The sequence below is a fragment of the Nocardia sp. NPDC057272 genome, assembly GCF_042668615.1.
In the GTDB taxonomy this organism is placed as follows: Bacteria; Actinomycetota; Actinomycetes; order Mycobacteriales; family Mycobacteriaceae; genus Nocardia.
Window position 1 is genome coordinate 32925 of sequence record NZ_JBHUYK010000040.1, and the last position, 20245, is coordinate 53169.

Genomic DNA, 20245 nt, shown 5'->3' on the forward strand with positions numbered 1-20245 from the left:
GACAGCATATATGTCTGTAAATTCTTCTAGACAAAGTCTGGAAGAATATCTACAGTTCCGTTTCGAGACGATCGGCAGGCGAAGGAGCGGTATGGACGGCCATGTGGTGCACGCGTTTTGCGACGACGCGCTCGGAAGCGCCGATGCGGTCGCGCTCGCGAAGCAGGTCCGTTCGGGGCAGGTGAGTCCGGCCGAACTGGCATCGGCGGCGGCTGACCGGGCGCGCAAGGTCGATCCGCTGCTCGGCGCGGTCCAGGTGCCGCTCTACGACCAGCCGCGTTACGCCCCCGAGGACACCGGCGCGCTGTATGGCGTGCCGACATTCGTCAAGGACAACACCGACCTGCGCGGCCTGCCGACCAACCACGGCAGCGAGGCGTACACCGCTCGGCCGGCCAGACGTGACGGCGCCTACGCCACCCAGTTCCTCAGCACCGGGATGACAGTGCTGGGCAAGTCGCGGATGCCGGAGTTCGGGTTCAACGCATCCACCGAGTTCCAGACCGGGCCCCCCACACGCAACCCGTGGCATACCGGGCACTCGGTCGGGGCGTCCTCCGGCGGGTCCGCGGCGTTGGTCGCCGCGGGCGTGGTCCCGATCGCGCACGCCAACGACGGGGGTGGATCGATCCGGATCCCGGCGGCGTGCGCGGGTCTGGTCGGGCTCAAGCCCACCCGCGGCAGGCATCGGGACGGCGAGCAGGCGAGCCACCTGCCGATCAACATCGTCTCCGAGGGCGTTCTCACGCGCAGCGTGCGCGACACCGCGGCGTTCGTAGCCGCCGCCGAAGACCACTGGCGCAACCCGTCGCTACCTCCGATCGGCCGGGTCGACGGCCCCTCCCGGCGTCGCCTGCGGATCGGGCTCGTGCTCGACACCGTCACCGGTGCACCGGTCGACCAGCCGACCCGCGACGCGGTCGAGCGAGTGGCCGCGCTGCTGGAGCAGGCCGGACACGTGGTCGAGCCGTTCACGCTGCCCTTCACCGAGCAGTTCGCCGTCGACTTCATCCAGTACTGGCGGCTGTTGGCCGACCTCGCGGTCAGCACCGGAAAGGTGATGCTGGACCGATCGTTCGATACCGCCGAGATCGACGGGCTGACCGGCGGCCTGCGGGCACAGCATCGCCGCAGCCTGCACCGCACGCCCGGCGCGTTACTGCGGCTACGCCGTGTGGTGGCTACGTACGCGACAATGTTCGCCCGCCATGAGCTGCTGTTGTCACCGACCTCGGCGCACAGCACCCCGGGCATCGGGTACCTCAGCCCCACAGCCGAATTCGACGAACTGCTCGACCGGCTCCAGAACTATGCCGCGTACACGCCGTTGCACAACATCGCCGGCGCCCCGGCGGTCACCGTCCCGGCCCGAGTCGATGCCGGGAGACCACCGATCGGTGTGCACTTCTCTGCGGCCCACGGCGACGAGCGCACGCTGCTCGAGATCGCCTACACCGTCGAAGCCTGCCAACCGTTCCCCACCATCCAGGAGATCCGATGACCATCGACCTGCGCGAAGCTCGCGTACTGCTCACCGGCGCCACCGGCGGCCTCGGCCATGCCATCGCCCGCGCCCTGCACGCCGAGGGCGCCGTCCTCACCATCACCGGGCGACGCGCCGAAGCCCTCGACGCACTGTCCACCGAACTGGGCGCGACCGCGTTGACCGCCGACCTCGCCCGGCCGGAGGCACCGGAGGAACTGCTCGAGCAGGCCGGCCCGGTGGATGTGATCATCGCCAACGCGGCACTTCCCGGCGTCGGGCAGCTGACGAACTTCAGCATCGACAAGATCGACCGTAACCTCGCGGTGAACCTGCGGGCGCCGATCGCCCTGGCGCGCGGCGCGCTGCCCGCGATGCTCGAACGCGGGAGCGGTCACCTGGTCTTCGTCGGCTCTGTCGCGGGCATCACCGCCTCCCCCGGCGGCTCGATGTACAGCGCCACGAAGTTCGGCCTGCGCGGTTTCGCCGACGGCCTCCGTCAGGAGCTGCACGGCACCGGCGTCGGCGTCTCCACCGTGATGCCCGGATTCGTCCGCGATGCGGGCATGTTCGCCGACTCCGGCATGCGGCTGCCACCAGGCGTCCGCACGGTCAGCCCCGAACAGGTTGCCAACAGTGTCGTCAGGGCCATCCTGCGGAACAAGGGCGAAATCGTCGCCGCGCCACTGGAGGTGCGGATCGCCGCCAAGCTGGGATCACTGGCTCCCGCGGTCAACGCCGCCGTCCAGCGAATAGCCGGCGCCGCCGAGATCAGCGCAATGCACCGCGGCGCCTCGTAAACCGCAGGCAGCGAACGAGGCCGATCGACAGTCCTCGTTCGCTGCTCGTGGTGCCGCGGATCATGTTCAGCCGTTCATGCCGCGTGCCCGTGATTCATAAGTCTTGCGGGCTTCGACGTCGACGCCGTCGAGCATGGCATGTGACATACCCGTTCGGCGAGTGAGGAATTCGGTCACCGCACGGGGCAGGAACCGTTGTGCACCGACCACCCTGCCGGCCAGGAGGGTGACCGAAACGCGCGGGCGGGGATTGATGACGGTTCAGCGCCGATCGCAGAGCGAGGGCCGGCACCCATCGAGTTTCCGCTCAGCACGACGCCTTCCGTACCCGCATGGCCCGGACCAGCGCGGCGACACGCGCATCCAGTCGCGGCAGCACCACCTCGTCGGCACTGTGACGGTCTGGCGTCATTGCCCTACCCTCTGGCTGAGTGCTGGGCAGGAGCCCGGCACATTCGTGCTCATGCCAGGCCGTGTCGGCACCGTGTTCGGCCTCCTACCAGGGCGCGGGCTGCTGCCGCCGCTAGGCGGACAGCCGTTCGACGGCATTCGCCGCCGGGGTCTCGGTGAAATCCGCTGCCGCAGCAGGGCCACCGGGCTGGGAGGGCACGGTGGACAGCCCACCCCAGCAGAGCTCGACGATGATGTCGACGGCCTCATCCTTGGGAATGGCTCTGTTCGAATCCAGCCAGTGGCTTGCGGCGACTTGGCTGGCACCGACCAAACCTGTCGCCAGCATGTGCGCACGGTAGGGGTCGAGACCCGAGTGCCGCGCGATCACCGCGCACACTGCTTCGATGCAGCCGTCGACCGCGCCGTCGACCAAACGTTGCACTGCCGGTTCGCTGATCACGTCGGATTCGAAAACCAAACGAAAGTTCTGTGTTTCGTGATCGACGTAGTCGAAGTACGCGCCCACGGCGGCGCGGACACGCGACTTGTTGTCGACAGCGCAGGACAGTGCCTGCTCGACCCCCGTGACCAGCATATCGACCGACTCACGCAGCACTGTGAGATATAGATCCAGCTTGCCTGAGAAGTGCTGGTAGAAGACAGGTTTGCTACACCCCGCCCGCTGCGCCATGTCGTTCATCACGGCCGCGTGGTAGCCACGGGACACGAAGATCTCGACGGCCGCGGCGAGTAGCTGCGCCCGCCGCCGCTCACGCGCCTCCCGATGTGGGCGAGTGGCGGGGACACGAGACCGATGGAACCAGTCCGGGCTGTCCGGGTATTCCACCTGGCCTAGCGTTGCGTGGTCGCTCACCGGCACTCTCATTTCTTCTGCGGTTATCTCGTAAGCTTCTCCGTAGCAACGCACGGAGTCGCCCCGCTGGTAGCGGTAGAGCTCTTCGATCTCGTTCGCGTATTTGCTGGCGATCGGGCGCCGTTTGAGCTCATGGTTGGCGTCACGACATCGCTGCCGGGCTCCCACGTGTCAGGCAGGATCGCGTACTTCTTGATCTGCTCGACGCGGGCGAGCTTGCTGTTGGCGGCATGCGATCCGATCCGTCAATCGCCTGTTCATGCCCTCAGGCCAACCGAGCTCCGGAATGCCGGCACGTCCGACTCCGAAGTCACCTGGTCGGTGGGATCAACTCGATCGGCCCGAAATCGCCACGCAGCACTCATCGCAGGCGACGGCGGCCGCGCCCGCTGAGAGCGCGCACCAGGGTGAACACGAACCCGAATTTCGCCTTGGAATAGGGGAACCAGTAGACCTCGCGGGGAATCGCCATCACGACCGGTTCTGTCATGGCCTGCTGGCGACAGTACTTTCGAATGCCCGCGGCACCGCCCCATCGGGAGCCGACGCCTGACTGCTTCCACCCACCCATCGGGAGCACGAAGCTGAATACGTTCGCGATGGAGTCGTTGATGTTCACTGCCCCGGCATCCAGCCGGCCTGCAAGTCGGCGGCCGCGCTGCCGGTCACCGGTCCAAATCGATGCTGAAAGACCGTACTCCGAGTCATTGGCGAGCCGGACCGCCTCGTCCTCGTCGGCGACCTTGATCACGGGGATGGTGGGACCGAAGGTTTCCTCACGGATGCAGGACATGGAGTGGTCGACATCGACCAGCACGGTCGGTTCGAAGAAGGTGCCCACACCGGTCGGCTTTCCCCCGGTGAGCACGCGCGCCCCCGCGGCGACGGCCTCGTCGACGTGACGGCTGACGATCTCGAGCTGCTGCTGGTTGGCCAATGCGCCTACGTCGTAACGGAATTCGCGATCGTCTTGCCCCACCCGCAGCGCCTCGACCCGCTCGGTGAGTTTGGCGACGAACGCGTCGTAGACCGGGGCTTCGACGTAGACCCGCTCGATCGACACGCAGGTCTGGCCCGCGTTGAGCAGCGCGCCCCACGCGATGCCGTGCGCCGCGCGATCCAGGTCGGCGTCGGCGACCACGATCGCCGGATCCTTGCCACCCAGTTCCAGGCTGTAGGGCTTGAACCTTTCCGAGCGTTGCCGGGTGACGATCCTGCCCGTGGCGGTGGAGCCGGTGAACTGCAGAAAATCGGCGCCCTCGACCAGGGCCGCACCCGCCCCCGCACCTCCGGTGATCACCATGAACACCGGAGGTCCGCCCACTTCGGCCCAGCCCCGCGCGATCTCGACCGCCGACAGCGGTGTCACCTCGGAGGGTTTGTGCAGCACCGACGCACCGGCCATCAGCGCGGGGATGATGTCCATCGCGCCCATGCCCAGCGGGTAGTTCCACGGCGTGATGACACCCACCACCTGGTAGGGCCGGTACCGCGTGGTCAACTTCTTGATCCGGCCGAGCGGGCTGTGCGGTGCCGGATGCTCGTCGGCGAGGAACCGGCCGGCCTGGCGGCCCCAGTAGCTGATCAGATCCACCCACGCCGTCACCTCGAGCTCGGCTTCAGCGCGCACCTTCCCTGTCTCCGATTGCACGACATCGGCCAGCTGCGCCGCATTATCGAGTATCCAATCCTGCAGTGCGCGGAGCACTTTCGAACGCCCGGCAGGACCGATCGATTCCCAGTGCGGCTGATGTTGACGCAGGGCGACGATCGCATCGGCTACGGTCTCCGACGAGGAGTCGGCGACCGATCCCACCACTCGATCGTTCGCGGGGTTGCGGACAACGATCGTTGCGCCGGCCAGTGGTGTGGAGGTCATCGTCGACCTTTCTGTTGCGAGACAGCGCCGTCAGGACAGCTGACGCTTGAGGACCTTGCCCGTGGGGTTGCGCGGCAATTCGTCCAGGAACACGACCTCGCGAGGGACCTTGAACCGTGCGAGCATGGCTCGCACATAGGACTTCACGTCGTCTTCAGTGAGTTCGGCCCCCGGCCGCGCGACTACGAACGCCTTCAACCGGTGGCCGAATTTCGGATCGGCCACACCGAGAACCGCGACCTCTTCGATGCCGGGGTGGGCCGCCAACGTCTCCTCGACTTCGCCGGGAAAGACGTTCTCGCCGCCGGAGACGATCATGTCGTCGTCGCGGCCGTCGATGAACAGCCGGCCCGCCGCGTCCACATGACCCACATCACCGCTGGACATCAGCCCACGGACGCGCTGCTTGGTAGCGCCGCCGGTGTAGCCCTCGAATTGCAGCTGGTTGGCGATGAAGATTCGTCCCGTCACGCCGGTGGGTACCTGCTCGTCGTCGGGGCCGAGAATCTCCAGTCGCACACCCCGCACAACGGTTCCCACACAACCCGGTTCCGCCGTCAGCTCGTCCGGGGTGGCCAGGGTGGCGTAGAAGCATTCGGTGGAGCCGTAGAGGTTGTAGAGGATCGGCCCGAACGCGTCGAGCCCCCGGGCACACAGCGGTGCGCCCAGTTGCGAACCGGCGAGGAAGATGATCCGCAACGCCGAAAGATCTTGGTGTTCACGCGGATAGGGTTCGGCATCGAGCATGCGCTGGAGCATCACCGGCACCAGGATCAGCGTCGTGACCCGATGTCGCGCGAGACTGGCCAGGGTGACGAGTGGGTCGAAACGACGCCGGATCACCACGGTCATGCCCATAGCGATGGCGAGCACCGCCTGATTGAGGCCGAGGGCGTGGAACAACGGCGGGCAGATCTCGATGACCTCACCGGCCCGATAGGGCACCTTGCCGAACAGTCCGCCCATCGGCGTGAACGAGCGAGGCTCCGGGCGCGGCGCGCCCTTCGGAGTGCCGGTGGTGCCGCTGGTCAGCACCACCAGTTTGGCCTGAGCAGCCGGCCGGGGCAGGGTCGCTCGAATGGGGTACTCGGCTGCGGCGGCGAGTGTGTCGTCGCCGGGCGTATCCGCCCAGGCACGCCATTTGCCGTGCACCGCGGATACTTCCGTGACAACGGCGGCGTACTCCTCGTCGTAGACGAGCAGGTCAACGCCTTCGCGCTCGGTTACCTCGCGCAATTGCGGTCCCGCGAAGTCGTGGTTCAGAAACACGATCCTGGCACCGCATTTGCCCGCGGCGAACAGCGCCATCAGGAATCCCCGGTGGTTGCGCGCCATGATCGCCACGGACGCACCGGCTCGCAGTCCTTCGGCACGCCAGCGGTGGGCGATGGCGTTGGTGTCGCCGTCGAGTTCGGCGTAGGTGAGGGCGCCGAGCTCGTCGATCACCACTACCCGATCGGGACAACGCGCCGCCGACGCGCTCAGCGCGCCGCCGATCGTCCCGAACTTCGCCATGGACGCCACCATCGCGGCGGCGGCGGTGAGGGGCATTCGCCCTATCAACCCGGCGCGCACGCATGCACGCAGTGCGACGCCTTCGTCGATCAGTCGGCGCGTCAGCACTGCCGGCTCGATCATGAGATCCTCTTTTCGATCAGTTCAGCGGGCCGCGGGCGCGGTCTTCGTAGGCCTTGCGGGCAGCGGTGTCGACAGCGTCGGTGAACACATCGTGGCCGCCCAGCCAGCGACCGACGGTTTCGCCGACGGTCCGCGGCAGAAACTTCTGCGCGCCGATCAGCGCACCCACCACCCGGCTCACCCGGACGATGGGGCGCGGGTGTTCGATCACCGAGACGATGCCCGCGGCGATGTCCTCGGGTTCGACGTTGCGGATGCCCTTGATGCCCTTGGTGCCCGAGGTCAATTCGGTGTTGACGAAGGAGGGCAGGACCGCGGAGAACTCGATACCGCTACCGCGGTACTCCACCCGGGCCGCCTCGGTGAAGCCGAGTACGGCCCACTTGCTCGCGCCGTAGGTGGCCAAACCAGGTGCGTAGGTTTCCGCCGCGAGAGACGCGACGTTGACGACGTGGCCGCGCCCGCGCGGAATCATCCGCTGCACAGCGAGTTTGCTGCCCAGGATCACCCCGTAGGTGTTGATGTCGAGAATGCGGCGGGTCACGGCGTCCGGCTCGTCGGCCAGGCGTCCCACCGGCATGATGCCCGCGTTGTTGATCAGCACGTCGACCGGTCCGAGGGTGCGCTCCACCTCGTCCAGAAACGCGGTGAACGAGACGGGGTCGGTGACATCGAGCTTCGCGGACATCGCCAAACCTGCTGCGGCAGCCGAGGACTCGGCGGCCTGCGCGTCGATATCGCCGATGGCGACCCGCGCCCCCTGCTGATGGAGCGCGGTCGCGGTGGCCAGTCCGATACCCCGCGCCCCTCCCGTGATCGCGATGACCTTGCCACGCAACGAGGTGTCCTGCTTCATTGCCCTACTCCTCTGATCTTCAAGCTGTTTCGGATCGGCCCGCGGCCGCCACGAGGTCGAGTGCCAGTGCGGTCACGGTGTCCGGGGTGTCCAGATGCGGGCAGTGGCCGACACCGGCGAGGATCAGGAGCCGACTGTCCGGGATGGCCGCGTGTAGCTCCCAGCTGGTAGCGGGTGCTACGAGCCGATCCTTGTCGCCATGAACGATCACGGTCGGGCAGTCGATCCAGGTCGGCAGCGGCAGCGATTCAACCTCTTTCTTGACCAGGATGCCCACCTCGATCAGGCTGTTCGTAGACCGCACGTTTCCGATCTGAGAACTCAAGTGCCGCACCAGTTCTCGATCCAGTGCGCGCCGATCCCCGTACAGCACCATCCCGGCGAACACGTCGGCGACGCGCACCCGCCATCGACTCGGCGCGGGAATGGCGGACAGCATCCGCAGCAGCGGCCAATTTCCGCGCGCGACGGCGCGGACCAGCGGCGCCCAATGCGCGCCCGCCATGTCCAGCGCGACCAGCCCCCCGACGGGCACCCCCGGCACCGTGTCGAGCAGCTGGACCGCGGTGACGGCGCCGAGCGAATTGCCCGCCAGCACCACCGACCCACTCCCGGCATGGTGGCGCACTGCCGCACCGAGAAAGCAGACCAGCTGCGGTACCAGCAGACCCGGCGCGAGCGCGTCAGCCGCGCCGAACCCCGGCAGATCCAGCGCGACCGCGGACTGACCGGCGCGTTCGCACCGTTGCAGCACCGGACGCCAGCAGTCGGCCGGGTGGCCGAAGCCGTGCACCAGCACGAGCTTCGGCCCCCTCCCGTCGACGAACAGCTCACGCGTGCCATACCCCGCGTACCGGGCGCGACGCTCGCCGATCATTCCGCGGCACTCCACGGGTTCAGCTGACCGGGCAGTTTCTCCAGCGACCACGGACCATCGGTCTCCACCGTCTCCACGGCCAACCAGCCCCGTAGCAGCGACACCGCGCCGCCCTGCACCGCGAGCACCTTGCCGGTCAGCGTGCACTCGTCACTGGCCAGATAGGCCATGATCGGAGCGATGTTGGCCGGACTGAAGGCATCGAACTCGCCCTCGGGGACCTCTTCTGCGAATATCGCGCTCATCCCCGGCGTCGCGAGCGTGAGACGGGTCCGCGCCACCGGCGCGATCGCATTGACGCGCACGCCGTAACGCTCCAGCTCCAGCGCCGCGACCTCGGTCAGCGCGGCGATACCGGCCTTGGCCGCACCGTAGTTGGCCTGGCCCGCGTTGGGCATGAAGGTGCCCGACGCCGAGGCGGTGTTGATCACCGACGCCTTGACCGTCTTTCCGGCCTTGGTCTGGTCCTTCCAGTAGACGGCGGCGTGGTGCAGGACCGAGAAGTGGCCCTTCAGGTGCACCGCGATGACCGAATCCCACTGCGATTCGTCCATACCGGCGATGAACGCGTCTCGCAGAATGCCCGCGTTGTTCACCACGATGTCGAGGCCACCGAATTCCGAGATCGCCTGATCGACAAGCGCTTTGCCGCCCGCCCAGGTGGCGATGTTGTCGGTGTTGGCCACTGCCTGCCCGCCGGCGGCGACGATCTCGTCGGCCACCTGCCGGGCGGGCCCGGCATCGCTGCCGCTGCCGTCGTTGGCGCCGCCGAGGTCGTTGACCACGACCTTGACACCTTCTTTCGCCAGCAGCAGCGCGTGCTCACGACCGATGCCGCGACCGGCCCCGGTGACGACGGCGACCCGGTTCTCCATTGAACCCATTGCTATCTCCTAGTTCGAGGTGAAGTCGTCGACTCAGGCGACGAGCGACTGGAACTTCTCGAGCGACGCTTCGATCTCCTTGGCGGAGGCGCGCTCGATCGCACCGCCGACGGCGCCGACCATCATCTGGCTGATGAACTCGGACGCGATGGTGACCGTCGACCCGTCCCCCGCAGCCTCGACCGACAGGGTGAAGGTGATCTTGGCGCCCGCCATGCCGACACCCGACATGCTCATGGTGTTCGGCGCGTCGTAGGTGCCGACGGTGAAGTCGATGGTGTTGGCCATCCCCATGATGGTCAGCACTTCCGACATCTTCGAGCCGGCGGCGAGCTCGGTCGGCGGCTCCGACTTCCACTTGGTGTGCAGGGTCAGCCATTCCTCGAAGCGCGCGGGATTGGCGAGCACCTCCCACACCTTCTCCTGCGGTGCGGCGATGTCCTTGCTGATGGCTACCTTGGCCATGGATCTCTCCTGTTGTGAGGGTTGTTGCGGAATGCTGTGGATCAGCGGGCGGCCGGACGGTAGGCGGTGACGAAGGCCGCGCCGCCAAGTCCGATGTTGTGCGCCAGGGCGACCTTCGCCTCGGGCACCTGACGGGCCTCGGCCTCGCCGCGCAGCTGCCAGGTCAGCTCGGCGCACTGCGCCAGACCCGTCGCACCGAGCGGGTGGCCCTTGGAGATGAGGCCGCCGGAGGGGTTGACCACCCAGCGGCCGCCGTAGGTGGTGTCGCCGTTGTCGATCAGCTTGTGGCCCTCCCCCTCGGCCGCCAGGCCCAGCGCCTCGTAGGTGAGCAGCTCGTTGGGGGCGAAGCAGTCGTGGAGTTCGATCACGTCGATGTCGTCGGGGCCGATTCCGGCCTGCTCGTAGACGTTCTGCGCGGCGACCCTGCTCATGTCGTAGCCGACGATGGCCCGCGCGGTCTTGGCGGTGAACGTGGTCTCGAAGTCGGTGACCATCGACTGGCCGACGATTTCGATCGCCCGATCGCCGAGGTCGTGCTCCTCGACGAATCGCTCGCTGGCCAGCACAGCCGCACCGGAGCCGTCAGAGGTGGGCGAACACATCAACCGGGTCAGGCCCAGCGGCTCGTACACCATCTTCGCGTTCTGGATCTCCTCGAGGGTGTAAGCATCTTGGAACTGCGCGTACGGGTTGTTCACCGAATGCCGGTGGTTCTTCTCGGCGATCTTGGCGTGGTGCTCGGGGGTGGACCCGTAGCGCTCCATGTGCTCGACACCGGCGGTGGCGAACATCCACGGCGCCACCGGCATCGCGAAGTCACGCAGACCGGCCAGCGCGTCGATGTGACGCAGCAGCGGCTGCTCGCGGTCGGTGTAGCCGGCCTCCAGCGAACCCGACTGCATCTTCTCGAAGCCCAGCGCCAGCGCGCAGTCGGCCATCCCGCCGCGAATGGCGCGCGCCGCCAGGTAGAGGGCGGTGGTGCCGGTGGAGCAGTTGTTGTTGACATTGACGACCGGAATACCGGTCATGCCGAGTTCGTAGAGGGCCCGCTGGCCGCTGGTGGAATCGCCGTAGCAGAAGCCCACGGCGGCCTCCTGCACCTTGCTGTAGCCGATGCCGGCATCGGCGAAGGCGGCTGCGCCGGACTCGAGCGCCATAGCCGGGTAGTCCCAGCCCTCCCGGCGGCCGGGCTTCTCGAATTTCGTCATGCCGACGCCGACGACGAACACACGGTTGGACATCAAAGACTCCTTGGATCGGTGAGAATCGAGATCAGGCGAACTCGGCCAGGCCGTCGGTGATCACGCACTTGCCGGGGCTCTCGTCACCGGCGGTTTCATAGGCGAACACCTGGCGGCCATCGACATCGTCGGTGCGCCACACGGAGGTGGTGATGGTCTCGCCTGGCCGCGCGGGCTTGGTCAGCCGCACCGCCAGGCGCTTCAGCCTGGTCGGATCGCCATCGGCGACCCGGGTGATCAGCGCGTGCGAGGTGAAGGCGATGGTGCACAGCCCGTGGATGATGATGCCGGGCAATCCCATTGCCTGGGCGAATTCGTCATCGAGGTGGATGGGCATCGGATCGCCCGCCGGTTCGGCGTAGCGGAAGGTCTGATCGGCGTCGAAGGTCTGGGCCACCACGTGATCCGGGGCACGGTCGCGCAGGGCGTCGTCGAAGCCGTGTTCCGGACTGGTGATTCCGACGGAGCCGTCGAACTGGCCGCCACGGAAGAAGCCGATGAAGTACTGCTCGTTGACCAGTTCTCCCTGCGCGTCACGGGTTTCGAGCAGCGTGGTGACCACGACACCGGAGGACTTGCCCTCGATGCCGACCGGCTTGGCGCGCACGGTCAGCGTCTCGCCGGGCACGATCGGCCGGTGCAGCCGGAAGTCGTGCTCGCCGTGCAGGATTCGCAGCATGAGCTCGTCGGGCACCACCGACATGGTGGCATCGGCCATCGTCGCCATGGCGGGAACGACCGCGAAGACAGGGGGCGCGTAGGTGCCGTCGAGGTGGTGGGCGATCGGGTCGTTGGTGGCCTCGGCGTAGGCGATGGTGCGGTCACGGTCGACCTGGAACTTCTGCTCTTCGCCCCAGATATCAAGACGGTCGAGGTTGAAACCCTCGTTTTCGGCCACGGTGGAAACTCCTGTGCGCATCGTTGGGCATTGCCTGTTTCGACGGTAGGAGCCAGAGGTGACCGAGGCGATGATCGTTCCTCTCGGTTCGTTGACCGAAACGCTCATCGACGCGCTGAGGGCGCGCGGCGGACTGTGTACGGTCTGGTCCGTGCACCCCGACTCTCCCGGCTACACCCTGCCGATCACCCGCGTCCAGGCATTGGTGGAGGTCGCGGCACGCCGTGGCTGGGACGTGGCATCGATGATGGACGAGGCCGGGATATCCCTTGACCTGCTCGCCCAGGGACGGGCCCGGGTCACCCTCGAGCAGATAACCAGCCTCTTCCATCGGTTGTGGCGTACGACCGACGACGAACTGCTCGGTTTCGGCCTGCGACCGGTGCCGCTGGGGACCTTCAGGTTGCTGTGTTTCGGGCTGATCAGCGCGCCTACTCTGCGGGCGGCGACCCAGCGCGCCAAGACCTTCCACCGGTCCCTGCCCGGTTTTCCGCCGATCGAGATCGTCGAGACCGGTGACGAGGCGCGGCTCGAATTCGATATCAGTGCCATCGCCGTACCCGTCGATGTACTCGTCGATGTCCTGCTAATCTCGATGCACCGCTACATCGCATGGAGTCTCGGTCACCGGATGCCCCTGCGCCGCGTCGAGGTGCCGTATCCGGCAGTGCCCGATACCGGCGATTACGATCTGATTTTCGGTGCGCCGGTGCGGTTCTCGGCTCCGCGGCCCGCCTTGGTCTTCGAAGCGGGCCTGCTGGACGCACCCATGGTCCGCGACGAGGAGGAACTGCTCGCCTTTCTCAGTGACATGCCTGCCGCTGTGCTCACCCGCACCGGGACGGCTACCTCGGTGACCGGGCAAGTACGTCGACTGCTGGAACGTGGACTCACCGGTGCGTGGCCCAGCGTCGACGACCTGGCCGCCGAACTCGCGATGAGCCCGCAGACCCTGCGTCGAAAACTCCGCGAGGAGGGCACATCCTCGCGCGAGATCAAAGAGCGGATCCTGCGCGATGCGGCCGTGACCAGCCTCGTCCGCGGCGAGGAGACCATTGCGGCGCTGTCGCGGCGCCTCGGCTTCTCCGAGCCGAGCGCCTTCTCCCGCGCCTTCAGCCGGTGGACCGGCGACCCGCCCAGCGCCTACCAACGCTGAGTCCGACGCCTGGTACGTCTCGAGCGTTCCGGTCAAGCATCCGCGCGCCACGATCATCGCCCACGGCGGCCGGCGCGACCAAGCTTCGTTCAGACAGGAAATGAACGAAGGAGTTCCCGTGGCCCACCGATCACCGTGGATGGATGAGGATCTGGACGCGCTCGCCGAGCTGGCGCGGCGATTCTTCGAGAAGGAATGCGCACCCAACGAAGATCGCTGGAGCAGACAGCACCACGTCGACCGCGAGGTCTGGCAGGCCGCGGGCGAGCTCGGCCTGCTCGGCCTGAGCCTGCCGGAGGAATACGGCGGCGGTGGCGGCGACTTCCGCCACGAAGCCGTAGTGGCTATCGAGCAGGTTCGCACACTGTCACCGAGCCTGGGCATCCCGCTGCACAGCGGGATCATCTCGCACTACATCAACGCCTACGGCACCGAGGAGCAGAAGCAGCGGTGGCTGCCTGGGATGTGTAGCGGCGACATCGTCGCCGCGATCGCGATGACCGAGCCTGGCACGGGTTCGGATCTGCAGAGCATCAAGACCAAGGCGAGCAAGGATGGCGACGACTACGTCATCAGTGGAGCCAAAACATTCATCTCCAACGGCTTCCTCGCCGATCTGGTCCTGGTGGCGGCCAAGACGTCCGAAGGCAAGGGCGCCGAGTCCGTGTCGATCATCGCGGTCGAGACCGACCGTGCGGGTTTCCGACGCGGACGCAACCTGGAAAAGGTCGGCCAGCACGGTCAAGACACCTGCGAGCTGTTCTTCGACGACGTGCGGGTACCGCAGTCGAACCTGCTCGGTGTCGCCGAGGGGCTGGGTTTCATCCAGCTCATGAGCCAGCTTCCCCAGGAACGACTGATCCTCGCGGTGGCAGCGGCAGCCTCGATCGAGAAGTCGGTCGAGCTCACCGTGGCCTATGCCAGAGAACGCGAAGCCTTCGGTAAACCGATCTTCGCGTTCCAGAACACCCAGTTCACGCTCGCCGAGGCCGACACCATCAAGTCCGTCGCGTGGACCTTCCTCGACGACTGCGTGACCAAACACACCAACGGTGAACTCGACATCCCCACCGCCGCGAAGGCCAAGTGGTGGCTCACCGAGCAGCAGTGCAAAGTCACCGACGAATGCCTGCAGCTGTTCGGTGGCTACGGATACATGGCCGAATACCCGATCTCGCGGCTGTGGACCGATTCGCGGATCCAGAAGATCTACGGCGGCACCAACGAGATCATGAAGATGATCATCGGACGGAGCCTGTGATGGGCCCGCTGCACGGTGTGAAGGTAGTCGAACTGGCCGGGCTCGCGCCGGCACCGTTCGGCTGCATGATGCTGGCCGATCTCGGCGCCGAGGTCGTGCGGGTCGAGCGCGAGGGCGGCAACGGTGACGGGCTGACACCGCCCGACGGCCCCCTCGACCGCGGGAAGCACACGATCCGGCTCAACGTCAAAGACCCCGCCGACCACGAAGCCCTCTGCGCCCTCGTCGAAGCCGCCGATGTGTTCGTCGAAGGGATGCGCCCAGGCGTGGCCGAACGCCTCGGAATCGGCCCGGACGATCTGCTGGCGCGCAACCCACGCCTGATCTACGGCCGGATGACCGGCTGGGGCCAATCCGGTCCGCTCGCCGCGCGCGCCGGGCACGACATCAACTACATCGCCCTGTCCGGCGCGCTGTCGCTGGTCGGCCGGCCGGGGGAACGCCCGGTGCCGCCCGCCAACATCCTCGGCGACTTCGCCGGCGGCGGCATGCTGCTCGCCCTCGGTGTGCTCGGCGCCCTCTACGAGCGGGAGCGCTCCGGCCTCGGCCAGGTCGTCGACGCCGCCATGGTCGACGGCTCCGCGCTGCTGACCGCGTTCATGCACGGTTTGCACGCCCATGGTCTGTGGAACGAACCGCGCGGCGAGAACGTGCTCGACGGCGCCGCTCCGTTCTACGACACCTACGAATGCGCCGATGGCGAACACGTCGCGGTCGGTTGCGTGGAATATCCCTTCTTCCTGCAACTGCTCGCGGTGCTCGGGATCGAGGACCCGGACCTGCCGTTCCAGTTGGACCGCACCGGGTGGAGCGAACTGAGGCAACGGATCGCCGGATGCTTCAAGGAGCGAACCCGCGACGAATGGGCGCGGCTGTTCGCCGACTCCGACGCCTGCGTCACCCCGGTGCTCAGTCCGTGGGAGGCACACAACCACCCCCACAATCAGGCCCGAGACGCGTTCATCGACGTCGACGGCCTGCGTCAGCCCGCGCCCGCGCCCCGCTTCGGACGCACCCCCACAGCGCATCCCGCACCGAATATGGCCGCAGCCGAGCAGGTCCGAGATCTGTTGGCCGAGTGGGGCATCACCACCGAGCAGCTGGCACGGATCACCGACCGCGCCTCCCAGCGCTGACTTCTCAACCGCGCCGATTCCACAACTGCCGTTCGCGCCGCGGTCGCGAAGAAGAGCACGGTGATCCCGACGATCGTCCCAGAGGTCAGCAGGCGCCGATACGCAACGTGCTCCGGCAGCCCGGCGATGGACGACACGGCCGGGCCGACGACCTCGGGGCCGTCCCGGCCGAGGACCCACCAGCCCACACCCCCGCACCGAGGCGAAGGTCGACCTCACCGTCACCCTCACCAAGCCCGAACTGCTCGGCGTACTGGCGGGCGACGGAGTCGAAAGGCTCGACTACACCGGCGACCCCGGCGTGCTCACACGGCTGCTCGAGCAGCTCCTCGAAAACCCCCACCCCACCTTCCCGATCGTCACGCCCTGACACGGGCCCTGGCCGGGACACCTCCGCCAGCAACGGAAACAGAATGACCGCAACGTCAGGCCGTATCGGGCAGGAGGTAAGCCGGCCCCGGTGTGTGCACCCCAACCCAGAACATGGCCAACCGTGGTCAGGCATCCAGCAAGATCAGTGTCGGATCGTGGTTTGGCCCTCATCGATCGGCACTTCAAAGCCACGTTGGTAGCGCAGCAACTGCTCCTCGGAGACGAATGCGGCATTCGCCCCGACCTCATCGTTCCGGCGAAGTATCCGTGCTCGAAGCGTCGCCGAATCGACCTGATACGAGACGACGCCAAGCTCGGTCTCCGCCTGCTCGCGTCCGCGAAAGTGCACCCAGCGCTACCTCTGGTCAAGCGTGCGGAATCGTTCGATGGCGCCGCACGCTAACGGACGGCCCACGCCCACTGGGCGATCCGGGCCTTGTCGACTGCGGTCTGCACGTCCTCGACGGTGCCGGTGGGCACCGTCATGTCCGCGACCGAGCAGTGCTCAACGTTCCGACAAGGACGAGGCACGGGCCGCGGTCTTGCCTCGGTCCACCGATTCGTGGCGGGCGCGCTCGGATTGACGTTCGCTGCCCCCGGGAACGCGCGCCATGCAGACCGCACTGCGCTCACTACGACCGAGTTGGCGTATAGCGACCGTTAGGCGAACGCCGGAAGTCACGACCCCGCTATCATCACCAGCGATGGCTTGGCACCTTTAGGGTCGTGGGAGGCTGGCGGATGAGATGTGAGGGCTTCACTGGCAACATCACCGTTGATGGCCACACACTCGTCGTTGACCGCGACACGCGGATAGGTCGGATCACGTTCGGCAAGAACCTCGAGCCCCGGCGAATACCTCTGCGTGCGGTTTCCGGTGCTGCGTTGTCGCCAGCAACTCGATTGACCAATGGCGCAGTGCTGTTGATGCTCGGCGGCGCGAGAGACCTTCCGATGCCGGGGGCGTCCAAGCAGGCCAGCCACCCGGATGTGGTGGTGTTCACCCATAAGCAGCGGCACTCGTTCGAGGAGCTGCACCGTTGGCTGCTTACTGTCGCGGCCACCAATCACAACTTGGGGCAGGGTTTCCCCCAAGCACCAACTGGACCCGTGGCGCGGTTGGAGGCGAAAACCGCGGCGCTTCGCCAACGCGCAGACGAGCTGGAGCTCGAGCGGCAACAGCTGCTCGACGACCGGGGTGAAGCGCGCGTCGAGGCAGAGAAGTCGAAGGCTGCCAAGTTGGAGGAGTCCGGTCTTCGACCCGACATCGCCGCCGCCGCCGCGCGTGTGGGATCCACGTTCGGAGGCAAGCGCGAGATCAACCACCTCCACGAGCATCTCCTGCCAGGCGAAACCGTCGAGCACCTCGCCAAAGGTAAATATGAAAGCGAACTGGGCATCGTCGCTCTGACGAACCAGCGGCTGCTGTTCGTCTACCACGGCGTAATCAGATCCCGAACCGAGGACTTCCCGATCCCTGTGATCAGCTCGGTGCAAAGCAAGGGCGGGTTCGTGTTCTCGGAGATGACGATCCATGCGTCAGGAAACCGCGCGGTGATCGGGGAAATGCTCGCGGCCGATGCTGCCGCCATCACCGACGCTGTCCGCCGCAAGATCGCAGAGTTCCGGCAGCCCTCGCCCGCGCCGCCGGCGTTTTCTCCTGTTCCACCGCCGGTTGATCCCGTGGATCAGATCAAGCGACTGGCGGAGCTTCGCGACGCCGGGATTCTGTCGGAGTCCGAATTCGAGACAAAGAAGCAGGAACTCCTCGGTCGAATGTGACCGACGGGTACAGAACGAACGTTGGATCATGAACCGTTCGGGGAGGCGGAGCCAGCTCGTAGTTTTCCTTCGCGGCTACTGAGCCCCCGAAACCGAGTGGCCTCACCAAAGTCCAGCGGCGCCTGTAGCTCCGCCCGCCGACCATCCACATCACCGACCTGGCTGCCGCCGATCCAGATGGCAGGTGATACGCCCACAGCTTGGTCTAACTACTGCGAGGCCAAGCCGGGAGCACTGCGATCGGCCGGGCGCTCCACTCATCTCGCGATTGAAGACGGACTGAGCTGGACTCGTATCTGGAAGGACGCTCGCATGATTCACAGCGCTGAGAAGTCGCTAATGTGTGAGCGAATAGACGCTCGACTCGCCGGAATCGGCGCATCAGGGCGTCAGGATGAGCGGCGCGAGTCTGCGGTCCGAACCGCCCACCTGCCGCCAGGCAGACTAGCAATCCCGTTGCAACGCAATATTTTTGCCCTCGACCTTCCCAAATCGCGTCGCGCTGGATCATGAATTCGCCTCTCGTCACGGGTCGCCACACACTGTGTGCGCGAAGTTGACCGCGGCATCCTCGGAAGAGCGCCGATTGTCATGCTCGTCGAGCGCCAGCAGGTGCAGCAGGCCGGACGACGACTCAGTCGCGCGAGTGGAGTTCAGGGGCGACCAGATCTGAACGGGTTCGAGCGACCTTCCGGATCGCGTGCTGTGCGTCCGGACCCGGCTTGCCGATTTCCCGCTGACCATGGTCAGCCGCCTCGGCGCTGGAGGCGAACAACGGCGCCACCGACTCGTACACTTCTGCCGCTTCGAATGTATGGCCGCTGATCCGCCCTTGAACCAGCGCCACACGAAGAGCCAACAACTCCCGACCACAGACCACACCGGACCAGTACCCGCCGCCACCATCAGGCATGGACAGTTGCACGCGCATTCGACGTCGCCGAGACCACACTGAAGCAGCTGAACATGTTCCAGCGTAACAGGATTCGAGATTTCACCGGTAAGCCTTGTGGCCCGGCAACCGACCGTGGCCGGGAGGACCTGATGACAGCGTCACCTGCTCGACTCCGCACCCTGCGCCGCCGACTACTCGGCTTGGCCACCACACTCGGCATCGTCGCCGCACTCACCGCACCCGGTGTCGCCTCCGCCGCCCCTGCCACGGTGGACCATCGCATCACCCGCAGCGACCGCTGGGAACAGCTCTACGTCTTCTCCCCCGCAATGGGCCGCGTAGTCGGGCTCGACATCCTGCACCCCACCGGCACAACCCCACACCCGACCCTGTACCTCCTCGACGGCACCGCCGCCAGCGACGACCAAACCCAGAGCACCTGGACCCTGCGCACCGACGTCACCCGGTTCTTCGCCGACAAGAATGTCAACGTGGTCATGCCGATCGGCGGAGGCGGCACCTTCTACACCGATTGGCTCGACAACGACACCGTCCTCGGACACAACCGATGGGAAGACTTCCTCACCCGTGAACTACCGCCGCTGATCAACCGAGAACTGATGGGCAACGGCAGAAACGCGGTCGCGGGACTGTCGATGGGCGGCCACGCGGCGGCCACGCTGGCCTTCCGCAACCCCGGACTCTATCGAGCTGTCGGCGTCTACAGCGGCTGCCTGCTCACCTCCGATGTCGGACAGCCGATGGTGCGCGCCGCCGTCCACAACCGCGGCGGCAATCCCGACAACATGTGGGGTGGTTCGCTGGACCCAGGATGGGCCGCACACGACCCGACCAAACACCTCGACGCACTCCGCGGAACCGCTGTCTACATGTCGGTCGGCAGCGGCACCCCGGGCCCGGCCGACGTCGACTTCGACCCGAGTTTCTCCTACCCGATCGACCTGTTCGGCGCGATCAGCCTCGAAGAAGGCGCACTCAGCTGCACCCGCACCGTCGAAAAGATCATGCGCACCGCCGGCCTGACACCGACCGTGCGCTACACCTTGTTCGGCACCCACGCATGGCCGTACTGGCAAGACGCACTCCACAGTTCCTGGCCGACCCTACGCACCGGCTTAGGTCTGTAATGACCTCGGATCGACCGACCGAGCCGGCATCCCCGGCGAAGTCGGCCCGGTTGGCGCAACGGGCTCGATACTCAGCACTTCCGCAGGTCGACCACTGTGGATAGCGAATGTATCCCCCTCCGGACACAATTTTTTTCATCGCATTACCCCTCTGACCAGCACATATGGCCGTGTGCCACTGGGGACAGCCGAGTCGGGTAAGTCGCA

The 20245-nt window shown here is 66.5% G+C and carries 18 protein-coding genes and 1 pseudogene; 8 read left to right on the forward strand and 11 right to left on the reverse strand.

Translation table 11 applies throughout. The annotated features are described in order from the left end of the window. Nucleotides 1-91: 91 nt before the first annotated feature. Nucleotides 92-1501, forward strand: a complete 1410-nt coding sequence (locus tag ACFULV_RS32600; protein WP_378663487.1) for an amidase — start codon at nucleotides 92-94, stop codon at nucleotides 1499-1501. After that, entirely contained in the window at nucleotides 1498-2283 is a 786-nt protein-coding gene (locus ACFULV_RS32605; RefSeq protein WP_378663490.1) for an SDR family NAD(P)-dependent oxidoreductase, read from the forward strand. The genes ACFULV_RS32600 and ACFULV_RS32605 overlap by 4 nt, the downstream gene beginning before the upstream one ends. A 523-nt stretch (nucleotides 2284-2806) precedes the next feature. Here ACFULV_RS32605 and ACFULV_RS32610 read toward each other — a convergent pair. From ACFULV_RS32610 to ACFULV_RS32650, 9 genes are all read right to left on the reverse strand, one after another. Continuing rightward, a complete protein-coding gene (locus ACFULV_RS32610) occupies nucleotides 2807-3523 on the reverse strand; it encodes a TetR/AcrR family transcriptional regulator (protein WP_378663534.1) in 717 nt (238 codons plus the stop codon). 388 nt (nucleotides 3524-3911) lie between these two features. Then, nucleotides 3912-5429, reverse strand: a complete 1518-nt coding sequence (locus ACFULV_RS32615) for an aldehyde dehydrogenase family protein (protein ID WP_378663492.1) — start codon at nucleotides 5427-5429, stop codon at nucleotides 3912-3914. 30 nt (nucleotides 5430-5459) lie between these two features. Continuing rightward, on the reverse strand, nucleotides 5460-7067 hold the full coding sequence (locus tag ACFULV_RS32620; protein WP_378663495.1) for an AMP-binding protein: 1608 nt from the start codon (nucleotides 7065-7067) through the stop codon (nucleotides 5460-5462). Nucleotides 7068-7083: 16 nt separating this feature from the next. Beyond that, a complete protein-coding gene (locus tag ACFULV_RS32625; protein ID WP_378663497.1) occupies nucleotides 7084-7923 on the reverse strand; it encodes an SDR family oxidoreductase in 840 nt (279 codons plus the stop codon). Nucleotides 7924-7942: 19 nt separating this feature from the next. Further along, nucleotides 7943-8800, reverse strand: a complete 858-nt coding sequence (locus ACFULV_RS32630) for an alpha/beta fold hydrolase (RefSeq protein WP_378663500.1) — start codon at nucleotides 8798-8800, stop codon at nucleotides 7943-7945. Continuing rightward, a complete protein-coding gene (locus ACFULV_RS32635) occupies nucleotides 8797-9684 on the reverse strand; it encodes an SDR family oxidoreductase (protein ID WP_378663503.1) in 888 nt (295 codons plus the stop codon). The genes ACFULV_RS32630 and ACFULV_RS32635 overlap by 4 nt, the downstream gene beginning before the upstream one ends. Before the next feature lie 33 nt (nucleotides 9685-9717). Continuing rightward, the gene (locus tag ACFULV_RS32640; RefSeq protein ID WP_378663506.1) at nucleotides 9718-10149 is read right to left on the reverse strand and encodes an SRPBCC family protein; all 432 of its coding nucleotides are present in this window, start codon (nucleotides 10147-10149) and stop codon (nucleotides 9718-9720) included. Nucleotides 10150-10190: 41 nt separating this feature from the next. Next, nucleotides 10191-11390: a lipid-transfer protein gene (locus tag ACFULV_RS32645; protein WP_378663509.1), complete on the reverse strand. Its 1200-nt coding sequence runs from the start codon at nucleotides 11388-11390 to the stop codon at nucleotides 10191-10193. A gap of 31 nt (nucleotides 11391-11421) precedes the next feature. Further along, on the reverse strand, nucleotides 11422-12309 hold the full coding sequence (locus ACFULV_RS32650) for a MaoC/PaaZ C-terminal domain-containing protein (protein ID WP_378663511.1): 888 nt from the start codon (nucleotides 12307-12309) through the stop codon (nucleotides 11422-11424). Nucleotides 12310-12358: 49 nt separating this feature from the next. Here ACFULV_RS32650 and ACFULV_RS32655 point away from each other — a divergent pair, with 49 nt between their 5' ends. The 4 genes and pseudogenes from ACFULV_RS32655 to ACFULV_RS32670 form a co-directional block, all read left to right on the forward strand. Continuing rightward, entirely contained in the window at nucleotides 12359-13444 is a 1086-nt protein-coding gene (locus tag ACFULV_RS32655; RefSeq protein WP_378663514.1) for an AraC family transcriptional regulator, read from the forward strand. A 118-nt stretch (nucleotides 13445-13562) separates the two neighbouring features. Beyond that, nucleotides 13563-14705, forward strand: coding sequence for an acyl-CoA dehydrogenase family protein (locus ACFULV_RS32660; RefSeq protein WP_378663517.1), 1143 nt, complete (start codon nucleotides 13563-13565; stop codon nucleotides 14703-14705). Further along, the gene (locus ACFULV_RS32665) at nucleotides 14705-15841 is read left to right on the forward strand and encodes a CaiB/BaiF CoA transferase family protein (RefSeq protein ID WP_378663520.1); all 1137 of its coding nucleotides are present in this window, start codon (nucleotides 14705-14707) and stop codon (nucleotides 15839-15841) included. Before ACFULV_RS32660 ends, ACFULV_RS32665 begins: the two co-directional genes overlap by 1 nt. Before the next feature lie 205 nt (nucleotides 15842-16046). Beyond that, nucleotides 16047-16211, forward strand: a pseudogene (locus ACFULV_RS32670) (alkyl sulfatase C-terminal domain-containing protein); the annotation flags it as partial. Nucleotides 16212-16355: 144 nt separating this feature from the next. Here the strand turns inward: ACFULV_RS32670 and ACFULV_RS32675 are convergent. After that, nucleotides 16356-16562 (reverse strand): hypothetical protein, encoded by a 207-nt coding sequence (locus ACFULV_RS32675; RefSeq protein ID WP_378663522.1) that lies wholly within the window; start codon nucleotides 16560-16562, stop codon nucleotides 16356-16358. 392 nt (nucleotides 16563-16954) lie between these two features. Between ACFULV_RS32675 and ACFULV_RS32680 the strand changes: the two genes are divergently transcribed. After that, entirely contained in the window at nucleotides 16955-17995 is a 1041-nt protein-coding gene (locus ACFULV_RS32680) for an SHOCT domain-containing protein (protein ID WP_378663525.1), read from the forward strand. A gap of 634 nt (nucleotides 17996-18629) precedes the next feature. Here the strand turns inward: ACFULV_RS32680 and ACFULV_RS32685 are convergent. Beyond that, entirely contained in the window at nucleotides 18630-18926 is a 297-nt protein-coding gene (locus ACFULV_RS32685; RefSeq protein WP_378663528.1) for a DUF6283 family protein, read from the reverse strand. Between the two features lie 113 nt (nucleotides 18927-19039). Between ACFULV_RS32685 and ACFULV_RS32690 the strand changes: the two genes are divergently transcribed. Then, nucleotides 19040-20038, forward strand: a complete 999-nt coding sequence (locus ACFULV_RS32690) for an alpha/beta hydrolase (protein WP_378663531.1) — start codon at nucleotides 19040-19042, stop codon at nucleotides 20036-20038. Nucleotides 20039-20245: the final 207 nt, after the last annotated feature.